The 21,396-nt window shown below is 68.9% G+C and carries 5 protein-coding genes, 1 tRNA gene and 1 pseudogene (1 of these 7 only partly in view); 6 read left to right on the top strand and 1 reads right to left on the bottom strand.

The features are described 5' to 3' along the window. The first annotated feature begins 16 nt into the window (after window positions 1-16). Entirely contained in the window at window positions 17-1,360 is a 1,344-nt protein-coding gene (gene lysA, locus ACIG5A_RS10205; RefSeq protein WP_397239835.1) for a diaminopimelate decarboxylase, read from the top strand. A 176-nt stretch (window positions 1,361-1,536) separates the two neighbouring features. Further along, window positions 1,537-2,805, top strand: coding sequence for a diaminopimelate decarboxylase family protein (locus ACIG5A_RS10200; protein ID WP_397239834.1), 1,269 nt, complete (start codon window positions 1,537-1,539; stop codon window positions 2,803-2,805). 94 nt (window positions 2,806-2,899) lie between these two features. Here ACIG5A_RS10200 and ACIG5A_RS10195 read toward each other — a convergent pair whose 3' ends face one another. Further along, entirely contained in the window at window positions 2,900-4,606 is a 1,707-nt protein-coding gene (locus ACIG5A_RS10195) for a helicase HerA-like domain-containing protein (protein WP_397239833.1), read from the bottom strand. 143 nt (window positions 4,607-4,749) lie between these two features. Between ACIG5A_RS10195 and orn the strand changes: the two genes are divergently transcribed. From orn to ACIG5A_RS10175, 4 genes and pseudogenes are all read left to right on the top strand, one after another. Then, a complete protein-coding gene (orn, locus tag ACIG5A_RS10190) occupies window positions 4,750-5,400 on the top strand; it encodes an oligoribonuclease (RefSeq protein WP_397239832.1) in 651 nt (216 codons plus the stop codon). A gap of 54 nt (window positions 5,401-5,454) precedes the next feature. Continuing rightward, window positions 5,455-5,527 (top strand) — tRNA-His (locus ACIG5A_RS10185). Window positions 5,528-6,451: 924 nt separating this feature from the next. After that, the gene (locus ACIG5A_RS10180) at window positions 6,452-20,422 is read left to right on the top strand and encodes an SDR family NAD(P)-dependent oxidoreductase (protein ID WP_397239831.1); all 13,971 of its coding nucleotides are present in this window, start codon (window positions 6,452-6,454) and stop codon (window positions 20,420-20,422) included. 24 nt (window positions 20,423-20,446) lie between these two features. Continuing rightward, window positions 20,447-21,396: pseudogene (locus tag ACIG5A_RS10175) on the top strand (type I polyketide synthase); its annotated part runs 10,051 nt beyond the window's last position; the annotation flags it as partial.

The following is a 21,396-nucleotide window of genomic DNA, read 5'->3' as shown; positions in this document are numbered from 1 at the left end:
CGACACAGGAGACACCGTGACGCTGCTCGAAATCTTCCCGTCTTTACGGTCGGGAATGCCCTCGCGCCTCGACTCGGCGGTCTGGCCTCGCGAAACGCACTACGACGACGCGGGCCGCATCACCATCGGCGGGGTCGCGCTCGCCGATATCGCCGACCAGTACGGGACTCCGACCTACGTCCTCGACGAGGACGAAGTGCGTGAGCGCTGCCGCGCCTACCGCAAGGCCTTTCCGGAGGCCGAGATCATCTACGCGGCCAAGGCGCTCATGATCCGCGCCGTCGCCGACTGGGTCACCCAGGAAGGGCTGTCCGTCGACGTCTGCTCCGGCGGTGAGCTCGCCATCGCGCTGTCCGCCGGCGTCGATCCGAAGCGGATCATCATGCACGGCAACGGCAAATCCTTCGACGAACTCGAGGCCGCGCTGGCCGCCGGGATCGGGCGCATCGTCGTCGACTCGCTCGCCGAGATCACCCTGCTCTCCGCGCTGGCCACCCGCGAACAGAAGGTCCTGCTCCGCCTGACCCCCGGCATCGACGTGCACGGGCATCCGGCCGTGCGCACCGGCGTCACCGACCAGAAGTTCGGCTTCCCCATCGACAGCGAGGCCGCCACCGAGGCGGTGGCGCGGATCCTGCGCCAGCCGCGGCTGAAACTGGTCGGCTTCCACTGCCACCTCGGCTCGCAGATCAACGACCCCGACTACTACGGCGAGGCGGTGCGCCGGATGATTGCCGAAATGGCGCGGGTCCGCGTCGAACACGGGGTGATCCTCACCGATCTCGACCTCGGCGGCGGGCACGCGGTCGCCTACCGCGGCGGCGACCCGGCGATGAACCTGACCGACCTGTCCGCGATCATCGAGGACGCGCTCGACTCCGCCTGTGCCCGCTGGCATTTCCCGCGCCCGAGCATCGCGCTGGAACCGGGCCGTGCCATCGTCGCGCGCGCAGGCGTCACCCTGTACCGGGTGCTCGGGGTCAAGCACATCGACGGCGGGCACACCTATGTCACCGTCGACGGCGGCATGAGCGACAACCCGCGCGTCGCGCTGTACGGCGCGCAGTACAGCGTCGTCGTCGCGAACCGGCATCCGACCGGCATGCAGATGACCGTGAACGTCGCGGGCCGCTTCTGCGAGTCGGGCGACATCCTGGCCACCGATGTGCAGCTGCCCATCGACCTGCGCCCGGGTGAGGTGCTCGCGATGCCGTGCACCGGCGCCTACCACCACAGCCTGGCCTCGGCCTACAACAGCGTCGGACGACCGCCGATCGTCGCCGTACGGCACGGCCAGTGCCGTGAGCTGGTGCGCAGGGAGACGACAGCCGATCTGCTCAGCCGCGATATCGGCTGGTGAACCCGTGCGACGTACCCCGCGTCGACAGTGGCGCGGGGTACGTCAGCGTTTCGTAAATAACCGATCGGCAGAGATCAAAGTTGCGCTAAGCAGCGCTTCGCGCCCGCTTCCACCGCGTAGTCCTGAAGACAGGTACCGCGCGCGACGGAGCGAGCGGGGAGATTCAGGAGACACACGTGACGTTATTGGACTTTTTCTCCGCGCCACGATCGCAGGCGGCCGAACGCCTCGACTCGGTGGTCTGGCCCCGCGACGCCCACTACGACGACGACGGCAGGCTGCTGCTCGGCGGCGTCGCGCTGACCGAGCTCGCCGACCGGTTCGGCACGCCGGTGCGGGTGCTGGACGAGCCGGAGATCAGGGCACGCTGCCGCGCCTATCGAAAGACCTTCCACGAGGCCGAGATCGGCTACTGCGAGTCGGCGCTGCCGCTGGGCGCGGTGGCCGGTTGGGTTGCCGAGGAAGGACTTTCGGTCGCCGTCGGCACACCGGATGAGCTGTCCGCCGCGCTCGTCGCCGGTATCGATCCGGCGCGAATCATCATGCACGGCAACGGTTCCGCCGCCGCCGTCGAGGCGGCGGTGGCGCATGGCGTCGGGCGGATCACGCTCAGCTCGTTCACCGAGATCACGCTGCTCGCGACGATCGCCACCCGGCGCCAGCGGGTGCTGCTGCACCTGGCACCGCAGATCGATGTGCACGGGCATCAGGACGAATCCCTCGGGTTCACACTCGGCGCGGAGGCGACCGCCGCCGTCGAACGCGTGCTGAGCCTGCCAGGACTCGAACTGATCGGCTTTCATTGCGCGCTCGGTGCGCAGATCTACAACCCCGACCACTACGGTGAGGCGATCCGCCGGATGGTCACGGTGATGGCCGAGGTCAGGGCCGATCACGACGTGATACTCACCGATCTCGACCTCGGCGGCGGGCACGCCATCGCCTATCGGGCCGGCGATGCCGAGATGAACCTGACCGAACTCGCCGCCATCGTCGAGGACGCGCTCGATGCCGCGTGCGCGCGGTGGCGCTTCCCGCGCCCGAACGTCGCGCTGGAACCCGGCCGCGGGATCGTGGCGCGCGCCGGGGTCACGCTGTACCGGGTGCTCTCGGTCAAACATCACGACGGCGGGTTCGCCTCCGTCGTCGTCGACAGCGGATCACGATGCGGCACCACGGATTACCGCTCGGGGCTGGTCGTCGCGAACCGGCTCACGACCGGGTCGGCGCTCACCGCGACCATCGCGGGCCGCGCCGGTGACGACATCCTCGCCACCGGCGTGCACCTGCCCGCCGACCTGCACGTCGGCGATCTGCTCGCGGCGCCGTGCACCGGCGCCTACCAGCGGGACATGGTGCGCACCCCCGTTGTCGCGGTCCGCGACGGCCGCTTCCAGCAGCTGGTCGCCCGCGATCCCGGCCTGCTCGATCGAGACGCCAGCTGATCCGCACCTCGCCCCGGCGAATGCCGGGATCCAGTAGCGCCCAGATGCCCGGATTCCCGCTACTGGGTCCCCGGCGTGCGCCGGGGCGCGGTGTTCACCGCTTACGGGTACCGAAGATGCTGCGGCTGATCTCGCGACCGGCGGCGGTCGCCGCGGAGCGCAGGAAGCTTTTCACCGCGGGGTTTTTCATGATGCGCTCGGCGGTCGACTCCTCCTCCACCTGCTTGGTGGAGCGGCCAGGCGTCGCCGGCACCTCCGGGCTCTCCGATGCCGCGGCCATTTTCGCGGCCAGGATCTCGTAGGCCGACTCGCGGTCGATCGTCTGCCCGTACTTGCTGTAGAGCGCGCTCGACAGCGCACGCGACTTGATCGCATCGTCGCCGATGGTGTCCATCAGCGAACGCGGCGGCTGAATCCTGGTCCACGCCACCGGAGTCGGCGCGCCACGCTCCGAAAGCACCGTGACGATCGCCTCACCGGTGCCGAGCGAGGTGAGCGCCTTCTCCAGGTCGTAGGCGGGAGTCTTCGGATAGGTGCGCACCGTCTTGGACAGCGCCTTCTGATCGTCGGGGGTGAAGGCGCGCAGCGCGTGCTGGATGCGCGCACCCAGTTGGGACAGCACGGCATTCGGGATATCGGTCGGCAGCTGCGTGCAGAAGAACACACCGACGCCCTTCGACCGGATCAGCTTGACGGTCTGCTCCACCTGATCCAGGAACGCCTTCGACGCATCGGCGAACAGCAGATGCGCCTCGTCGAAGATGAAGACCAGCTTCGGTTTATCGATATCGCCGACCTCGGGCAGCGTCTGGAACAGATCGGCGAGCACCCACATCAGGAAGGTGGAGAACATCGCGGGCCGCGCCGCCTGCGCGCCGAGCTCGAACAGGGTGATCACGCCCTGTCCGCCGACCACGCGCAGCAGATCCGGCGGATCCAGCTCCGGCTCACCGAAGAACGTGTCGCCGCCGTCGGCCTCCAGATTCACCAGGGCGCGCAGGATGACGCCCGCGGTCGCCGCGGACACGCCGCCGATGCCCTTGAGATCCTCTTTGCCCTCCGGGCTCGTCAGATGCGTGATGACCGCGCGGATATCCTTCAGATCCAGCAGCGCGAGCCCGTTCTTGTCCGCCCAGTGGAAGATCAGGCCGAGCGTGGATTCCTGAGTCTCGTTGAGTCCGAGCACTTTACTGAGCAGCACCGGACCGAACGCGGTGATGGTCGCGCGGATCGGCACGCCGATGCCCTTGGTGCCGAGCGAGACGAACTCGGTCGGGAAACCCGACGGCGTCCAGTCGGCGTCACCGGTTTCGGCGGCCCGCGCGGTGATCTTCTCGTTCGACTGCCCCGGCTGGCTCAGCCCGGACAGGTCGCCCTTGATATCGGCGAGCACCACGGGAACACCGGCGCGGGACAGCTGTTCGGCGATGCCCTGCAACGTCTTCGTCTTACCCGTGCCGGTCGCACCGGCGACGAGGCCGTGCCGGTTCATCGTGCGCATCGGAATCCGCACGCGCGCGGTCGGATCGATGGTGCCGTCGATCAGGATGGTGCCGAGTTCGAGTGCCGCGCCGTCGAAGGCGTAGCCCGCCGCGATCTCCTGCGCCATGTTCGAACCGGTGTCGGCGTCCTTCGAAGCCTTCGAAGGCTTTTCGGGCTCGCTGCTCTGCGCCTGCTGGTCGGCGGCTTCCGCCTCCAGCGCCTCGGCGGCAGCGGCCGCCTCCGCCGCGACTCGCGCCGCCTCCTCAGCGGCCTTACGGGCCGCAGCCGCCTTTGCTGCCTTGTCCTCGGGGGTGGTCATCGCGCGTCCTCCGTGTGGTCTGACTGTGACTGCTCGAACGCAAGTACCGCTGTCCTACCGAAACGCTTGCCAGGAATCTGCTGGCAACTCTATCGCCGAGGCTGTCGGAGCAGGCGCCACCGGGCCTGACTAGTGTTGGCGCGGTGTCCGACAAATTTGTGGTGTGGATGGATTGCGAGATGACGGGCCTGCGCCTGGACAGCGACAAGCTGATCGAGGTGGCCGCACTCGTAACCGACAGCGACCTCAACATCATGGGTGAGGGCGTGGACATCGTGATCCATGCCGACGACGCGGCGCTGGCCGCCATGCCGTCGGTGGTCGCCGATATGCACGCGCGTTCCGGCCTCACCGACGAGGTCCGCCGGTCCACCGTGACCATGGCCGAAGCCGAGCAGCAGGTACTCGACTACATCCGCGAATACGTCCCGACACCGGGCACTGTGCCGCTCGCGGGCAACTCCATCGCAACCGACCGCGGCTTCATCGCCCGCGACATGCCCGCGCTGGACACCCACCTGCACTACCGGATGATCGACGTCAGCTCGATCAAGGAGCTGTGCCGCCGCTGGTACCCCCGCATCTACTTCGGCCAGCCGGAGAAGGGCCTCACCCACCGCGCGCTCGCCGATATCAAGGAGTCGATCCGCGAGCTCGAGTACTACCGGCGCACCGCCTTCGTCCCCGCCCCCGGCCCCTCCACGGCCGAGATCGCGGCGGTCGCCGCCGAGGTCACCGCCATGGCGACCCCGGTCGAATCCGCCCAGGTCAACGGCGTGACGGAAACCGATTAGGAACCGGAAGGGATTTCACGCTAGTATCTAGCGCGCCGGTAGTTACCGGCGATGGTGACCGTAGTTCAGTTGGTAGAGCACCAGGTTGTGATCCTGGCTGTCGCGGGTTCGAGTCCCGTCGGTCACCCCGAAGAAGAGGCCCCGGTCCACACGGACCGGGGCCTCTTCCGCATTACCGCCTGCTCGAAGCCGTCTTCCTCGTCCACCGACTCCCCGCCCGAGGCACCACCCTCGGCTCGGCAGAAGCCGCACGTGGTCGATTCGGGCGTCGCGACCTGGCCACGGCCCCGGGTCACGGTCGGCCACTTCCGCACCGGCACCGGCGACGAAGTCGACCCCCGCGGCGAGGGCCCGGGTCGGCCCATGACAGTGGCGCCAGTGTCGGCAACGGCCGCCGAGACGGCACCATAGGTGATGATCTGTCGCAAATCAATGGCGAGCCGAAATGTGATACTGCACAAAACTAGACAGGCGTCCATGTCTACTCCCAGGTAAGCTACCGGCTAGTAGTCGATTCAAGTTACGGTCCAGCGTGGGCTCGATGGACGGTCCGACGGGCAGGTCGGGCGAGGCAAGGCAGGGTTAGGGTGCAGGTGTTGATCAGCTGGTGGAGGTTGCCGGTCGCCGTGCGGCGCGGCGTGATAGCGATGAGCCACACCGGACTGGACTTGAATGTCATTGCGCGCGAATCGATGTGGGGCATCACGTCGTAGCAAATCCGCGGGGTGCGATCCCGCACATCACTTCTCGGGGGGATTCGAGTTACCGAGGAGACTCTGTGTCTGACCTTGCCACCGCTGGGAATATCTCAGCGGAGCGATGGAACTATCGGCGTCACTACGATCCTGACAAGCGGACGCCGGACCGCATGTACACCAAGCGCAGCCCTTCCGACCTGCGACTCCTGGGGATTCGATCCCGGCTTCTTCGGCATCTCCCCGGTCAGGCAACCTCGAGCAATCTCTAAAGCTCTTGGTGTAGTAGATATTTCACACCTGCGCGGTGCCGCAGTGCGCAGGCGTGTGCTCGTCGTAAGGAAGGTTCTCGAGTGGTGACCCGATCAGATTTCCCCGTAGCTGTCGTAGGAATGGCGTGCCGGCTGCCGGGAGTTGCTGATCTCGACGATTTCTGGCGGCTACTCGGCGCGGGACGCGCCACCGTCGCCGCCGCCCCGGCGGCGCGCGCGAATCTCAGCGAACGCGCGAGTTTCCTCGATTCCGTGAGCGATTTCGACGCGGAGTTCTTCGGCATCGCCCCCCATGAGGCCCGATCGATCGATCCACAGCAGTTGCTCGCGTTGGAGCTGAGCTGGGAGGCACTCGAAGATGCGGGGCTGGCAGATGCGGCACGCGAATCGCGCCGGGGCGGAGTATTTCTCGGTTGCACCAGCGGTGACTTCGCGGAACTGGTCACGGCCGCCGAGGGGCCCGGCATCACGCGCCACTCCCTGTGGGGCGCGACGCGCGGAATCATCGCCAACCGGGTTTCCAACTATTTCGGCTTCACCGGCCCCAGCCTCTTGGTCGACAGCGCTCAGGCCTCCTCACTCGTCGCGGTACACCTGGCGTGCGAGAGCCTGCGGGCGGGCGAAACCGATATCGCGTTGGCCGGTGGCGTCAATCTGATCCTCTCGCCGACCAGTGGCGAACGGATCGAACACTTCGGTGCGCACTCGGCACAGGGGCGGTGCTACACCTTCGACGCGCGCGCGGACGGATTCGTGCGCGGCGAGGGCGGTGGCGTGATTGTTCTGAAGCCGCTGGCACAGGCAATCGACGATGGCGACCGGATTCACGCCGTAATCCGTGGCAGTGCGGTCAACACCGGCAATGAGCGGCGGGTGTTGAGTGCACCGAGTCGCGAAGCGCAGGTCGCCGCGATTCGCTCCGCGCTCGCGGCGGCCGATGTGCCCGCCGATTCCGTGCAGTACGTCGAGTTGCACGGCACGGGAACGCCGGCGGGCGATCCGGTCGAGGCCGCCGCACTCGGCGCGACCTATGGCGCCGATCGCGAGCCGAACGCGCCGCTGGCGGTGGGGTCGGTCAAGACGAATGTCGGCCATCTGGAGGGTGCTGCCGGGATCATCGGCCTCATCAAGACCGCGCTCTGCCTGCGGCACCGCGAACTCGTGGCCAGCCTCAACTTCGAACGGCCCAATCCGGCGATTCCCCTGGATGACCTGCGCTTGCGGGTGGTCAGCGCACCGGAACGGTGGGCTGCGACCACCATTCGGCGGGCGGGCGTCTCCGCGTTCGGCATGGGTGGTTCGAACGTTCACCTGATCCTCGACGAGGCTCCGATCGCGGACAGTGCGACAGCCTTCGAGCCCGAAGACGCCGACGAGGTACCGATCGTGCTCTCCGCGCGCGATGAGGTCGGCCTGCGCGCGCAAGCGACTCGGCTCCGCGACTGGTTGGAGCGCCACCCGGAACTCGCCCCTGCCGATGTAGCGCATTCGCTACTCACCGCCCGCGCTCACATGCCTTGGCGTACAGGCTTTTTCGCGTCGAGCCGCGAGCAGATCCGCACCGCGCTCGGAGCGCTCGCCGAGCAGGGCGGTGGTTCGAATGCCCTCGCGCCGAGTGAGGCCGCCGACGATACGACCGGCGGGACCACCGCCGCGAACGCCGTTGAGCCGCTACCGAACGGCAGTCGGCAGCTCCGGGAGTCGCTGCTGCACGCGTATTGCGCTGGACTGCCGGTGGATTCGACCGCGTGGGGCACATCAGGTGTCCGAGTCGATCTGCCGCCATATGCATTTCGTCGCCGGGAGAACGCCACAGGCCTCGCGGCCGTCGAGTCGCCGCCGGTAACGCCCGCCCCTGCGGACCGGACGCACAATGCCGGTGACGACACCGAACATCGCACACCGTCCGACGGCATCTTGGCGCAGAACCTGCGAGCGATGCCCGAATATCAGCACCGCGCCGCGGTTCTCGCCGTGGTCCGCGAGCAGGCCGCCGCGGTCCTCGGATACGAATCGGCCGAGTCGATTCGCGGCGACCTGCCGTTCACCGATCTCGGGTTCGACTCGCTCAGTGGCGTGGAACTGCAAAAGCGCCTGGCCCGGGCGACGGGTGTGGAATTGCCGCCCTCGCTCATCTTCGATCACCCCACCGCCACCTCGGTGGCCGACCTGCTGAGAGCGCGCGCCACCGCGGCCGGTGCGAAGCGCGGCCGGGTCGCGCGGCGAACCTCATCGGACGAGCCGATCGCGATCGTCGGCATGGGTGCGCGGTTCCCGGGCGGTATCTCCTCCGCCGAGGAGCTGTGGGACCTGGTCGCGGCGGGACGCGACGCGATCGGTGATTTCCCCGCCGATCGCGGGTGGGATCTCGATCGCCTCTACGATCCCGACGCCGACAAGGCGGGTACCGTCTATACGCGCCGGGGTGGGTTCCTCAGCGGCGCAGGTGATTTCGACCCCGGCTTCTTCGGGATCAGCCCGCGTGAGGCGCTGGCGATGGACCCGCAGCAGCGGGTGTTCCTCGAAACCGCATGGGAAGCGCTCGAAGACGCCGGAATCGACCCGACCACACTGCGCGGCAGTGATACCGGTGTGTTCGTAGGAGCCTGCGCGTCAGGGTATTCCGGTCTCGTCACCGGTGAGCTGGAGGGCTTCCGGCTGACCGGCACCTCACACAGCGTCATCTCGGGGCGGCTCGCCTACGTCCTCGGCCTGGAGGGTCCGGCGGTGACGGTGGACACCGCGTGCTCCTCCTCGCTGGTGGCGCTGCACTCGGCGTGCCAGGCATTGCGCAGGGGCGAGAGCTCTCTGGTTCTCGCCGGAGGCGTGACCATCGCCGCGACCCCCGATCTGTTTGTCGATTTCGCCCGGCAGCGGGGGCTGTCGCGCGACGGCCGCTGCAAGGCTTTTTCCGCCGCCGCCGACGGTGTCGGCTGGTCCGAGGGATCGGGGGTGCTCGTTTTGGAGCGGCTCTCCGATGCTCGACGACTCGGACACCACGTACTGGCGGTAGTGCGTGGTAGCGCGGTCAACCAGGACGGTGCGAGCAATGGGCTCACCGCACCCAATGGGCCGTCGCAGCAACGCGTGATCGAACAGGCCCTCGCCGACGCCGGAATATCGGCGGCCGAGGTGGACGCCGTCGAGGCGCACGGCACCGGTACGAGACTGGGCGACCCGATCGAGGCACAGGCGCTGATCGCCGTCTACGGACAGGCTCGCGGCGACCGCGAACCCCTGCGTATCGGTTCGCTCAAATCGAATATCGGCCATACCGTCGCCGCCGCCGGCGTCGCCGGTGTGATCAAGACCGTCCAATCGATGCGGCATCGACGACTGCCGCGCACACTGCACGCGGAAACGCCGTCCCCCCATGTGGATTGGCATGCGGGTGCGGTCCGGCTGCTGACCGAGGCCGAACCGTGGGAGCGCGGGGATCGGCCGCGTCGAGCGGGGGTGTCGTCGTTCGGGATCAGCGGAACGAACGCCCATGTGATCCTCGAGGAAGCGCCCGACGACGCGGCGACATCGGACACGGCGGCATCGGACACTCCGCGCAGCGGCTCGGATCTCCCGAACGAGAGCGCGGTGCCGCTGGTCGTCTCCGGTCAGAGCGAGGCGTCTCTGCGCGCGCAGGCCGCCCGCTTGCGCACGTGGTTGTCGGAACGTCCGCAGCTGGATGTCGCCGAGGTTGCCGGTGCGCTGACTTCGACACGGGCGCACCTCGATTCGCGTGCGGTGGTGTTCGGACGCGACCGGGACGAGCTGCTCGAACGGTTGCGCGCCCTCGCCGATGTCGGCGTCGGTGCCGACATCGGAACCGACATCGTCACCGGAACCCTCGTCGCGGGCCAGACCGCGTTTCTGTTCACCGGACAGGGTGCCCAGCGAGTCGGCATGGGCGCCGACCTCTATACCGCCTTCCCGGCCTTCGCGACCGCGCTGGACGAGGTGTGCGCACACCTGGACCCGCTCCTCGGATGGGCAAGGGGGGCGGGCCCGAAGGGCACGGGGGTGGGAAGAACACTGCGCGACGTGATGTTCACCGATGCCACCGGCGTGCTCGATCGCACCGAATGGACGCAACCCGCGCTCTTCGCCTTCGAAGTCGCGCTGTACCGGCTGCTGGAATCGTTCGGAACGGCACCGGACGTCCTCGCGGGCCACTCCATCGGCGAACTGTCGGCCGCACACGTGGCCGGGGTGCTGTCGCTGCCCGACGCCTGCGCACTCGTGGCGGCCCGAGGCCGGTTGATGGGCGAACTTCCCGAGGGCGGGGCAATGCTCGCCGTCGCCGTCGACGAGGCTCGAGCCGACGCCATCATCGCCGGACACGATGGCCGTCTCTCACTGGCCGCGGTCAATGCCCCGGCCGCGACGGTACTTTCCGGTGACTCCGACGCGATCGACGCCGTCGAACGAGAGCTGGCCGCCGAGGGAATTCAGGCCACGCGACTGCGCGTCAGCCACGCTTTCCATTCGGCGCGAATGGATCCGATGCTGGCGGAATTCCGAAAGATCGCGGAGAGCCTCACCTACCACCCGCCCCGGGTGCCCATCGTTTCCACCGTCACCGCAGACCTCCCGGGCGAGACCGTCGCCACCCCCGAATACTGGGTGCGGCAGGTGCGAGACACCGTCCGCTTCGCACCCGCGATCGCCACCCTGCTCGCGAGCGGAGTGCGCCGATTCGTCGAAGTGGGTCCGGATGTCATTCTCGGCCCGGCGATCAACCGGTACCTGGCGACCGACCCGGCCATCGAGGCGTCGGCCTCGGTCGTGGCCACCTCGCGGCGGTCGAATGATCAAGTACCGCAGCTGCTCTCCGCCTTGGCGCAGCTCCATGTCGCCGGTGGACCGGTCGACTGGCGGACCCTGCTGCCCGCCTCCGATCAACGAATCTCGTTGCCGACCTATGCATTCCAACATCAACGATTCTGGCTGCGCCCGAGTCCCACCGCAGGCAGGTCCGATGATCACCCGATTCTGACCGGTGTCGTCGGTATCGCGGGCACCGATGAATGGTTGTTCACCGGCCGGCTGTCCATGCGCGAACACCCGTGGATCACCGACCATGCGGCACACGGCGTCGTGGTCGTCCCGAGTGCGGTCCTGGTGGAATTCCTGCTCATCGCGGGCATGCGGATCGACTGCGATGTGCTCGATGAGCTCACGTTGCAGGTTCCGATCGTGCCCGCCGACGACGATGAGATCGAGCTCCAGGTCGCTGTTCGGGCTCCTGAGTCCGGGCGCAGGCCTTTCGACCTCCACTTCCGGAAGTCCGCGGATGCGCCGTGGGTGCTGAATGCGACCGGCGCACTCGCACAACAACATTCGGGTGACCCGGCGGCATTGCGGTGGCTGGACCAGGCGTGGCCGCCCGCCGCAGCGGAAGCACTCGACGCGACACGGATTCCGAGCCTGATGACACAGGGCTCCGGGCTCGAATACGGCCCGGCGTTCGGCGGCGTCCGCGCCGTATGGCGACGGGGGGACGCCGTCTTCTCCGAGATCTCCCTGCGCACCGAGGCGGGTGACGCGGCCCGCGCGTTCGGTCTGCACCCCACGCTGCTGGATATGACGGTGCACGCCGGACTCGCCGAATTGCTGTGGCGCGAACTGGATCACGAGCCGGGCTCGGGGAAGTTGTTGTTCCGCTGGGGCGGTGCGCGATTCCACCGGCCGCCGGCCGAACGATCGGCGCAGCTGACCTCGCTCCGAGTCGCCGCCGTCGCGACGGGGCCGGAGACCATCTCCGTTGCCGCGGTCGATTCCGTTGGCCAGCCGGTTATTTCGGTGGATGCCGTCGTCATGCGCCCGTATGACGTGCGACGGTTCTTCGAGGGGCTGTCCGAGAACACGGCCGATCTGTATCGGGTGCGCTGGGAGCGCGCGGGCAGCGAGGTCATCGGCGACCCGGTATCGCCCGCGGCGCTGGCCGATACCACGGTGCCCGGCATCGACGAGTCGTACGCCTCGGTGGCGGCGATCGCCGAGGCGGAGCGGATTCCGACCACGGTGGCATACCGTCCGGCGGTCCCGAGCGGCGAACCGGCCGATATCCCTTCGATGACCCGGCGGGCCGTGAACGACACGCTCGCCCTGCTGAATTCGTGGCTGCGCGACGAACGGCTAGCGGATGCACGGCTGGTCGTCATCACCACCGGCGGAGTGGGGGTCGCCGACGAAACCCCCGATCTCATCGCGGCAGCGGTGTGGGGTGTGGTGCGCACCGCGCAGTCGGAGAATCCGGATCGTTTCGTCCTCGTCGACGAGGACCCGGCGGCACCGCTGGATGCCGAAGCGCTCGCCGCCGTCATGCGGACCGATGAACCGCAGGTCGCGATTCGCGGTGCCGATGTGCTCGTACCGCGCTTGGTTCGCGCCCAGACCGCCGACGCCGAGGTCGACGCCACCCCGTTCGGCACCGGAACGGTGCTGATCACCGGCGGGACAGGCGGATTGGGCGCGTTGTTCGCCAGGCAGCTCGTGACCGAATACGGTGTCCGGCACCTGGTATTGACCTCCCGCCGCGGCCCCGACGCTCCCGGTGCGGCGGCTCTGGTCGAAGAATTGGCGAGCCTGGGTACCCGGGCTCGGATCATCGCCTGCGACATCGCCGACCGTGCATCGGTGCGACAGCTGGTGAGCGGTCTGATCGGTACCGAGGGGACCGCCGATCTGAGCGCGGTGATACACGCCGCGGGTGTCCTCGACGACGGCACCATCGGTTCCCTGACGACCGAGCAGGTCGACCGGGTATTGGCGCCGAAGGTCGCGGGCGCGTGGCATCTGCACGAAGCGACCGAGGGTGTCGACCTCTCCGCATTCGTGCTGTTCTCCTCGGTCGCGGGAGTGATCGGTTCGGCCGGGCAGGGCAACTACGCCGCCGCGAACAGCTTCCTGGACGCGCTGGCCGAACGGCGGCGCGCTGCCGGGCTGGCCGCGACCTCCTTGGCGTGGGGGCCGTGGGGCGAGGCGGGCGGCATGACCGGCGACCTGGACCACGTCGCCGTCGCGCGATGGGATCGCCTCGGACTCGGACAGATCGAACGCACCGAGGGCTTGCGCCTGTTCGGTGCCGCGCTCACGCATCGAGATGCGCGCCTGGTTCCGCTTCGTTTCGATGCCACCGCACTGCGTCGCGAATCCGACAGTCGCGCACTGCCGGCGGTACTGCGTGGGTACGGACGCCGCCCCGCCGACGTCGCGAAATCCGGTGGTGCGGCGGCCGGGACAGCATATTCCTCCGGCACTACGTTGGCCGCGCGGCTGGCCGAGGCAGGTTCGGACCGCAGTGCCGACCTGATCCTCGAGACGGTGCTCGCCCAGGTCGCCGCGGTACTCGGACACGATTCCGGTGACTCGATCGATGCCGGGAAACCGTTCCGGGAACTGGGTTTCGATTCGCTGGGCGGAGTGGATCTCCGTAATCGGCTCGGTAAGGCGACCGGTCTCTCGCTGCCCTCGACACTGGTCTTCGACTATCCGACGCCCGCGGCGGTGGCGAAGCTGGTCCAGTCGAGAGTCGCGCCGACGGCGGCCCGAGCGGTCGAGCCGGTGGCGTCGAGCCCCGCACGCACCGATGAGCCGATCGCGATCGTCGGCATGGCCTGCCGCTACCCGGGTGGTGTCGAATCCCCCGACGCACTATGGGATCTGGTTGTCACGGGAACGGACGCCACCAGCGACTTCCCCGCCGACCGCGGCTGGGAGCTGGACCGGCTGATCGACCCGGACCCCGACAACCCGGGTACCACCTATTCGGGTCGCGGCGGATTCCTCACCGGCGCCGCCGATTTCGACGCGGGCTTCTTCGGCATCGGTCCCCGCGAGGCTGTCGCCATGGATCCGCAGCAGCGGTTGCTGCTCGAAGTGTCCTGGGAGGCACTCGAACACGCGGGAATCGACCCGATCTCCTTGCGCGGCAGCGACACCGGTGTCTATTCGGGCGTGATGTACCAGGACTACGAATCGTTGACCCGCAACGCGGGTCCGGAGGTCGAGGGTTACGCGCTGACCGGATCGCTGGGCAGCGTGGTCTCGGGGCGTATCGGCTACGCCCTCGGCCTGGAAGGCCCCGCGCTGACGGTGGACACCGCGTGCTCGTCCTCACTGGTGGCGCTGCATCTGGCGTGCCGCGCGCTGCGGCAGGGGGAAAGTTCCCTGGCCCTGGTCGGCGGGGCCACGGTCATGGCCACGCCCACGGTCTTCCTCGACTTCTCCCGGCAGCGCGGTCTCGCCTCGGACGGGCGCTGCAAATCGTTCTCCGCGGCCGCCGACGGCGTGGCGTGGTCGGAGGGTGCGGCCGTGCTGGTCGTCGAACGGCTCTCGGACGCACAGCGACTCGGCCACACCGTGCTCGCGGTCGTGCGTGGCAGCGCGGTCAATCAGGACGGTGCCAGCAATGGTCTGACCGCGCCCAACGGACCGGCTCAGGAGCGGGTGATCGTCGAGGCGCTGGCCGACGCCGGTGTGACACCCGCCGAGGTGGACGCCGTCGAGGCGCACGGCACCGGAACCACCCTGGGCGACCCGATCGAGGCGCAAGCGCTGATCGCCACCTATGGACAGGCTCGCGGCGACCGGGAACCCCTGCGGATCGGCTCGCTCAAATCCAATATCGGGCATGCGCAAGCGGCCGCGGGCGTCGGCGGAATCATCAAGATGGTGCAGGCCATGCACCATCGCGTGCTGCCGCGCACGCTGCACGCGGAAGAGCTTTCCCCGCATGTCGATTGGTCATCGGGCGCCGTGCGAGTGCTCACCGACGCCGAGCCGTGGCCCAGCGGTGACCGGCTACGCCGCGCCGGTGTCTCGTCGTTCGGCATCAGCGGGACGAACGCACACGTCATCCTCGAGGAGCCACCCGCGGCCGCGGCCGAACCCGCCCTCGCCCCGGCGAATCCGGACGTCGCCGCCCTGATGATCTCGGGGCGGTCCGAGGCGGCGCTGCGCGAGCAGGCGGATCGGTTGCGGCAGTGGATGATCGAACGCCCGGCCCTCGCCGCGCGGGATGTCGCCTCGGCCCTGGTCGGCACCCGGGCGCGACTGGACTGGCGCGGCGGGGCCATCGGCCGCGACCGTGCCGAACTACTCGCCGGATTGGCGGCCCTCGCCGCCGGGCAGGCCACCACGACCGCCGTCGCGGGCACGGCGACACCGGGGCGCGTGGCGTTCCTTTTCACCGGGCAGGGTGCGCAGCGCCGCGGCATGGGTGCCGGGCTCTACCGCGACTACCCGGCGTTCGCGAGCGCCCTCGACGAAGTGTGCGCCGAATTCGACGGCCGTCTCGGCGGATCGCTGCGCGCGGTGATGTTCGACGCGCCCGAAAGCGGGCTGAACCGAACGGAATTCACGCAGCCCGCGCTGTTCGCCTTCGAAGTGGCGCTGTTCCGGCTGCTGGAGTCCTTCGGCGTCGTACCGGACGTGGTTGCCGGGCATTCCATCGGTGAGCTCGCCGCGGCGTATGTCGCGGGCGTGTGGTCATTGTCTGACGCGTGCGCCCTAGTGGCGGCGCGCGGACGGTTGATGGGTGGCCTGCCCGAAGGCGGCGCCATGCTCGCGGTGGCCGTCTCCGAGGAGGAGGCGGTCGCGGTGGTGGCCGACTATTCGGATCGGCTGTCGATCGCGGCGGTCAATGGGCCTGCCGCGGTGGTGCTCTCGGGCGATGAGGACGCCATCGCCGAGGTCGACCGGCTGTTCGAGCAGCGCGCTGTCCGGACGAGCCGGCTCCGGGTCAGCCATGCGTTCCATTCGGCGCGAATGGATCCGATGCTGGCCGAATTCCGCACTGTCGCCGAGGGATTGAGCTATCGGCAGCCGCTGCTGCCGATCGTTTCGAACGTCACCGGCACCGAGGCGGGCGACGCCGTCCGCGACCCGGAGTATTGGATGGCGCAGGTGCGTGGCTGTGTGCGTTTCGCGCCGGGCGTGGACACCCTGATCGAAAGCGGTGTGCGGAAGTTCATCGAGGTCGGCCCGGATGCGGTGCTCACCGCCATGACGTCGGCCTGTTTGGCGCAGCACCCCGAGGTTGAGCCGAAATCCCTTGCGGTGGCGGCATCGCGACGGTCGATGGACGAGCCGACCGCGTTCGTGACCGCATTGGCGCGGGCGGATGCCGCCGGTATCCCCGTCGACTGGTCGCAGGGTCACGACCAGCCCGCTGTCCGTGTCGCACTGCCCACCTACGCATTCCAGCGCCAGCGCTATTGGGCCCGGCCCGTGGTGGCGAACGATGTCCGGCGTTCGGGGCTGGAAGATGCCGACCATCCGCTGCTCGGCGCGATCGTCCGGGTACCGGGCTCGGAGCAGGTGGTGTTCACCGGCCGGCTGTCGCGAAGCACGCATCCCTGGCTCGAAGACCACGCGGTCGCGGGCACGGTGCTGTTGCCAGGCGCCGCCCTGGCAGAGCTCGCGCTCCATGCCGGTGCGGTCACCGGGCGGCCGCGGCTTGCCGAACTGGTGATCGAGGCGCCGCTGCCGATACCGGCGGACGCGGGGGTTCAGCTGCGCCTGGTGGCGGATGCCTCCGACGACTCGAACAGCGTTACGGCACAGTTCTATTCGCGAATCGAGAACGCCGGACCCGACGGCGAATCACAGTGGGTGCGCCACGCCACCGCGACCCTCACCGACGACGCGTTCACACCGTCGAATCCGGGTGGCTCGCACGAGTGGCCGCCCGCGGACGCCGCGGCGATCGCCGTCGACGACGGCTACGCGGCACTGGCGGAACGCGGCTACCGATACGGACCCGCCTTCCGAGGTGTGCGGTCGTTGTGGACGCGTACCGGTGAGGCGTTCGCCGAGATCGCACTGCCGGATTCGGTCCGCGACCAGGCCGGGGAGTTCGGGATGCACCCCGCCCTCCTGGATGCTGCGCTGCACGCGATCCTGATGGGTGGGCTGATTCCCGCGCCGTCGAATGGTTCGGTCGCCGTGCCGTTCTCCTGGGAGCACGTCGACCTGCGTCGCACCGGATCGAACGCGCTCCGGGTGCATGCCAAGGTTTCCGACTCCGGCACCGATCGAATCTCCATGACCTTCACCGACCAGGCAGGCATGCCCGTAGGTGAGGTGGGGGCACTGACCCTGCGCGCCGTCGCGACGGGCGCGCTCACCGAATCCGAGCGCGACCGCCTCGGTTACCACGTCGACTGGGTGGCCGCGCCGCAATCGGACGGCGGCACAGTGGATGTCGTCTGGGACGACACCGCATCCGACGCGGACTACGAGATCGCCACGATCGGCGGTCGCAGGCATGCGATCGTCCGCATCGCACCGACGAACGGGCCTGTGCGCCCGCGCGAAAGTCCGCTCCGTCATTCCGGCTTGCTCTCGGCCGGGATGACGAACGGAACTGCTGCCCAGCCGCTCAGCCTCCCCGATGCGGTGCGCGGGGCGGTCATCGACGCCGCCGCGCGAGTGCGGCGGCTGCTGGAGGGTGACGATCCCGTCGTGGTGGTCACCCGCCGGGCGGTCGCGGCCGAGGTCGGCGAGCGCATCGATCCGGCGGGCGCCGCGGTGTGGGGCCTGCTCCGCACCGCACAGAGCGAGAATCCGGACCGGATCAGGCTTGTGGACGTCGGCGAGGACCTTTCCCCTCGCGCGGGGGTGGCGTCGGCTGCGGCGATCGCCGGCGAATCCCAGCTGGCCGTGCGGGGTTCGACGGTGTACGTCCCGCGAGTCACCCGCGACTCCGGCGCGCTGACCGCCCCCGACGGTGCGGCCTGGGCGCTGACCCTCCGTGACCAGGGCACCCTGGCCGCGGAGAACTTCGGGCTCGACACGGTGTTCATCAACGAAACCGCAGGCACGACAACCACTCTCGCGCCGGGCCAGGTCCGGGTAAGTATGCGGGCGGTGGGCCTGAACTTCCGGGATGTGCTCATGGCGTTGGGCACCTATCCGGATCCGCTCGGCCGCATCGGCGGCGAGGGCGCGGGCGTCGTGCTCGAAGTCGCGGCCGACGTCACCGAATTCGCCGTCGGTGACCGCGTTTTCGGCTTCACCCCCGGTATGGGCTCGGTGGTCGTGGTGGACCGTCGACTGCTCGCACCGATGCCACGGGGCTGGTCGTTCGCACAGGCCGCCGCTGTTCCGATCGTGTACGCGACCGCCTACTACGGTCTGGTCGACCTCGCCGACGCGCGGTCCGGTGAGACGCTGCTGCTGCACGCGGCGACCGGCGGCGTCGGCATGGCGGCGGTGCAACTCGCCAGGCACCTGGGGCTGCGCGTCCTGGCCACGGCGAGCACACCCAAGTGGAACGTACTGCGCGACATGGGTTTCGACGATTCGGATATCGCCGATTCCCGAACCCTGGATTTCGAACGGAAATTCCTGGAGCGCACCGGCGGCGGGGGCGTGGATATCGTGCTCGATTCGCTGGCAGGCGAATTCGTGGACGCCTCGCTGCGCCTGCTCCCCCGCGGCGGCCGATTCGTCGAGATGGGGATGATCGACCGTCGCGACCCGGTCGAGGTCGGCGCGACGCACCCCGGCGTGCGCTACGCCAGTTTCATGCTGATGGAAGCGGGACCCGAGCGGCTGCGGGAGATTCTCGCAGCCCTCGTGGAACTGTTCGACCGCGGCGAGCTGCGGCCGTATCCGATCACCGCATGGGATCTACGGCGCGCGCCCGATGCCTTCCGATACCTCAGCCAGGCCCGGGGCGTCGGCAAGAACGTGCTGACCGTCCCGACCCCGCTGCGCGCCGATGGGACCGTGCTGATCACCGGCGGCACCGGCGGTTTGGGTGTGGTGGCCGCCCGCCACCTCATCACCGCCCACGGTGTGCGCAGGCTCGTGCTCGCGAGTCGACGCGGCGCGGAGACGCCCGGTGCGGCGGAGACGGTCGCCGAACTCACCGCGCTCGGCGCGCACGTGGACGTCGTCGCGTGCGACGCGGCCGATCGGGCGGCGCTCGACCGGCTGCTCGCCGCTATTCCGGCCCAGCATCCGCTGATCGCGGTCGTGCACGCGGCGGGTGTGCTGGCCGACGGCCTGCTCGCCACCATGACCGACGAGCAGATCACCCGGGTCCTGCGCCCCAAGGTCGACGCCGCCTGGAATCTGCACGAAGCCACGGCGGGCATGGACCTCTCGGCCTTCGTCCTGTACTCCTCGATCGCGGGGGTGCTCGGTACGGCGGGCCAGGCCAACTACGCCGCCGCCAACACCTTCCTCGACGCACTGGCGCACCAGCGGCACGCCGAGGGACTCCCCGCTACCTCCATCGCCTGGGGGCCATGGCGGCAGAGCAGCGGTATGACCGGCGATCTGACCGAAGCCGATCTGGCGCGGCTGCGACGAGAAGGCTTGCTACCGCTGAATGCGGACGAGGGCATGGACCTTTTCGACGCGGCGACGACCACCGGCCGTCCCACCTCCGTGGCGGTCCGCATAGACCGCGACGCGCTCGGCGATCCGGCCGGTGTCCGCCCGATCATGCGGGCACTGTCCAAGCCGGTGGCGCGGCGCGGGCCGGTACCTGAACCGGCGACGGCCGAGGCCGCCGCCGATTCCGGCCAGCTGGTCACCCGCCTGCTCGGTCGTTCGGCCGAGGAGCAGAAGCGTGTCTTGCTCGGCGTGATCGCCGTGCACGCCGCGGCCGTGCTCGGGCACACCGGTACCGACGCCTTGGAGCCGGATAGACCGTTCAGCGCGATCGGGTTCGACTCGCTCGGGGTGATGGAATTCCGCAACAGGTTGAAATCCGCTGCCGGAGTGCAGTTGTCGGCCACCGCGATGTTCGATCACCCGACCCCGGCGGCCCTGGCCGAGTTCCTCCGCCGGCAGTTGGTGCCCGCCGACGCGGCCGCGCGAGCGCTCGCCGCCGACGTCGACTCGCTCACCAGAAGTTTCGCCGCAGCGGAATTGACCTCGTCGGAGCGTTCCGACCTGGCCGAGAAGTTGTCCGCGCTACTACGCAAGCTCGAGGACGTAGCGGCCGATCGCAGCCCACTGCCCTCACCGGGAGTGAATGGTGCGGGCGATCTCGAATCCGCCGACGACGACGAGCTTTTCAATTTCATCGACAGCCTCTGAGCTGATAGACCAGGAGTTTCACCAATGGCTGACGACGACGAACTGCGCCGGTACCTCAAGAAGACCGCCAAGGAGCTGTACGAGACCAAGCAGCAGTTGCGCACGGTCACCGATCGCATGCGGGAACCGATCGCCATTGTCGGTATGGCGTGCCGGTACCCGGGCGGCGTGCGCTCCCCCGAACAGCTGTGGCAGCTGACCGCGGACGGCGTCGACGCTATCGGCGGCTATCCGACCGATCGCGGCTGGGACCTCGATCGGCTGTTCGACCCGGACCCCGATGCGCCGGGCACCATCTACACACGCGACGGTGGATTCCTCGACGGCATCGGCGATTTCGATGCCGCCTTCTTCGGCATCGGCCCCCGCGAGGCGGCCGCGATGGACCCGCAGCAGCGGCTCATGCTGGAGGCCGCCTGGGAAGCGCTCGAGGACGCGGGAATCGACCCGACGTCACTACGGGGCAGCGAAACCGGTGTCTTCGCCGGTGTCATCCATCAGCACTACGGCCCGCGCATCGGTTCGGCCACCATCGGCGCGGAGACCGAAGGCCATGCCTACCTGGGTGTTTCGAACAGCGTCCTGGCTGGACGGATCGCCTACACCTTCGGCTTCACCGGCCCGGCGATCGCGGTCGATACCGCGTGCTCGTCCTCGCTGGTGGCCATCCATCTGGCCTGCCAGGCTTTGCGTTCCGGCGATACGGACGTTGCTCTGGCCGGTGGCGTCACCGTGATGTCGGACCCGTCGCTGTTGATCGCTTTCGCCCGGCAGCGGGCATTGTCCAGCAACGCCCGGTGCAAGGCCTTCGCGGCCGCCGCCGACGGCACCGGCTTCTCCGAGGGGCTCGGAATGCTGGTGCTGGAACGACTCTCGGACGCCCAGCGCGCGGGCCACACCGTGCTCGCGGTCATTCGCGGCAGCGCGGTCAATCAGGACGGTGCGAGCAACGGCCTCACCGCGCCGAACGGCCC

Source organism: Nocardia sp. NPDC052566 (assembly GCF_044547285.1).
GTDB lineage: Bacteria > Actinomycetota > Actinomycetes > Mycobacteriales > Mycobacteriaceae > Nocardia.
The sequence above is the reverse complement of the archived record's forward strand: the minus strand, read 5'-3'. Positions and strand labels throughout refer to the sequence as shown.

What these genes read in the sequence shown, in the direction of transcription:
- ACIG5A_RS10195 (WP_397239833.1), bottom strand. Translation starts at nt 4,606, where the DNA reads ATGACCACCCCCGAGGACAAGGCAGCAAAGGCGGCTGCGGCCCGTAAG.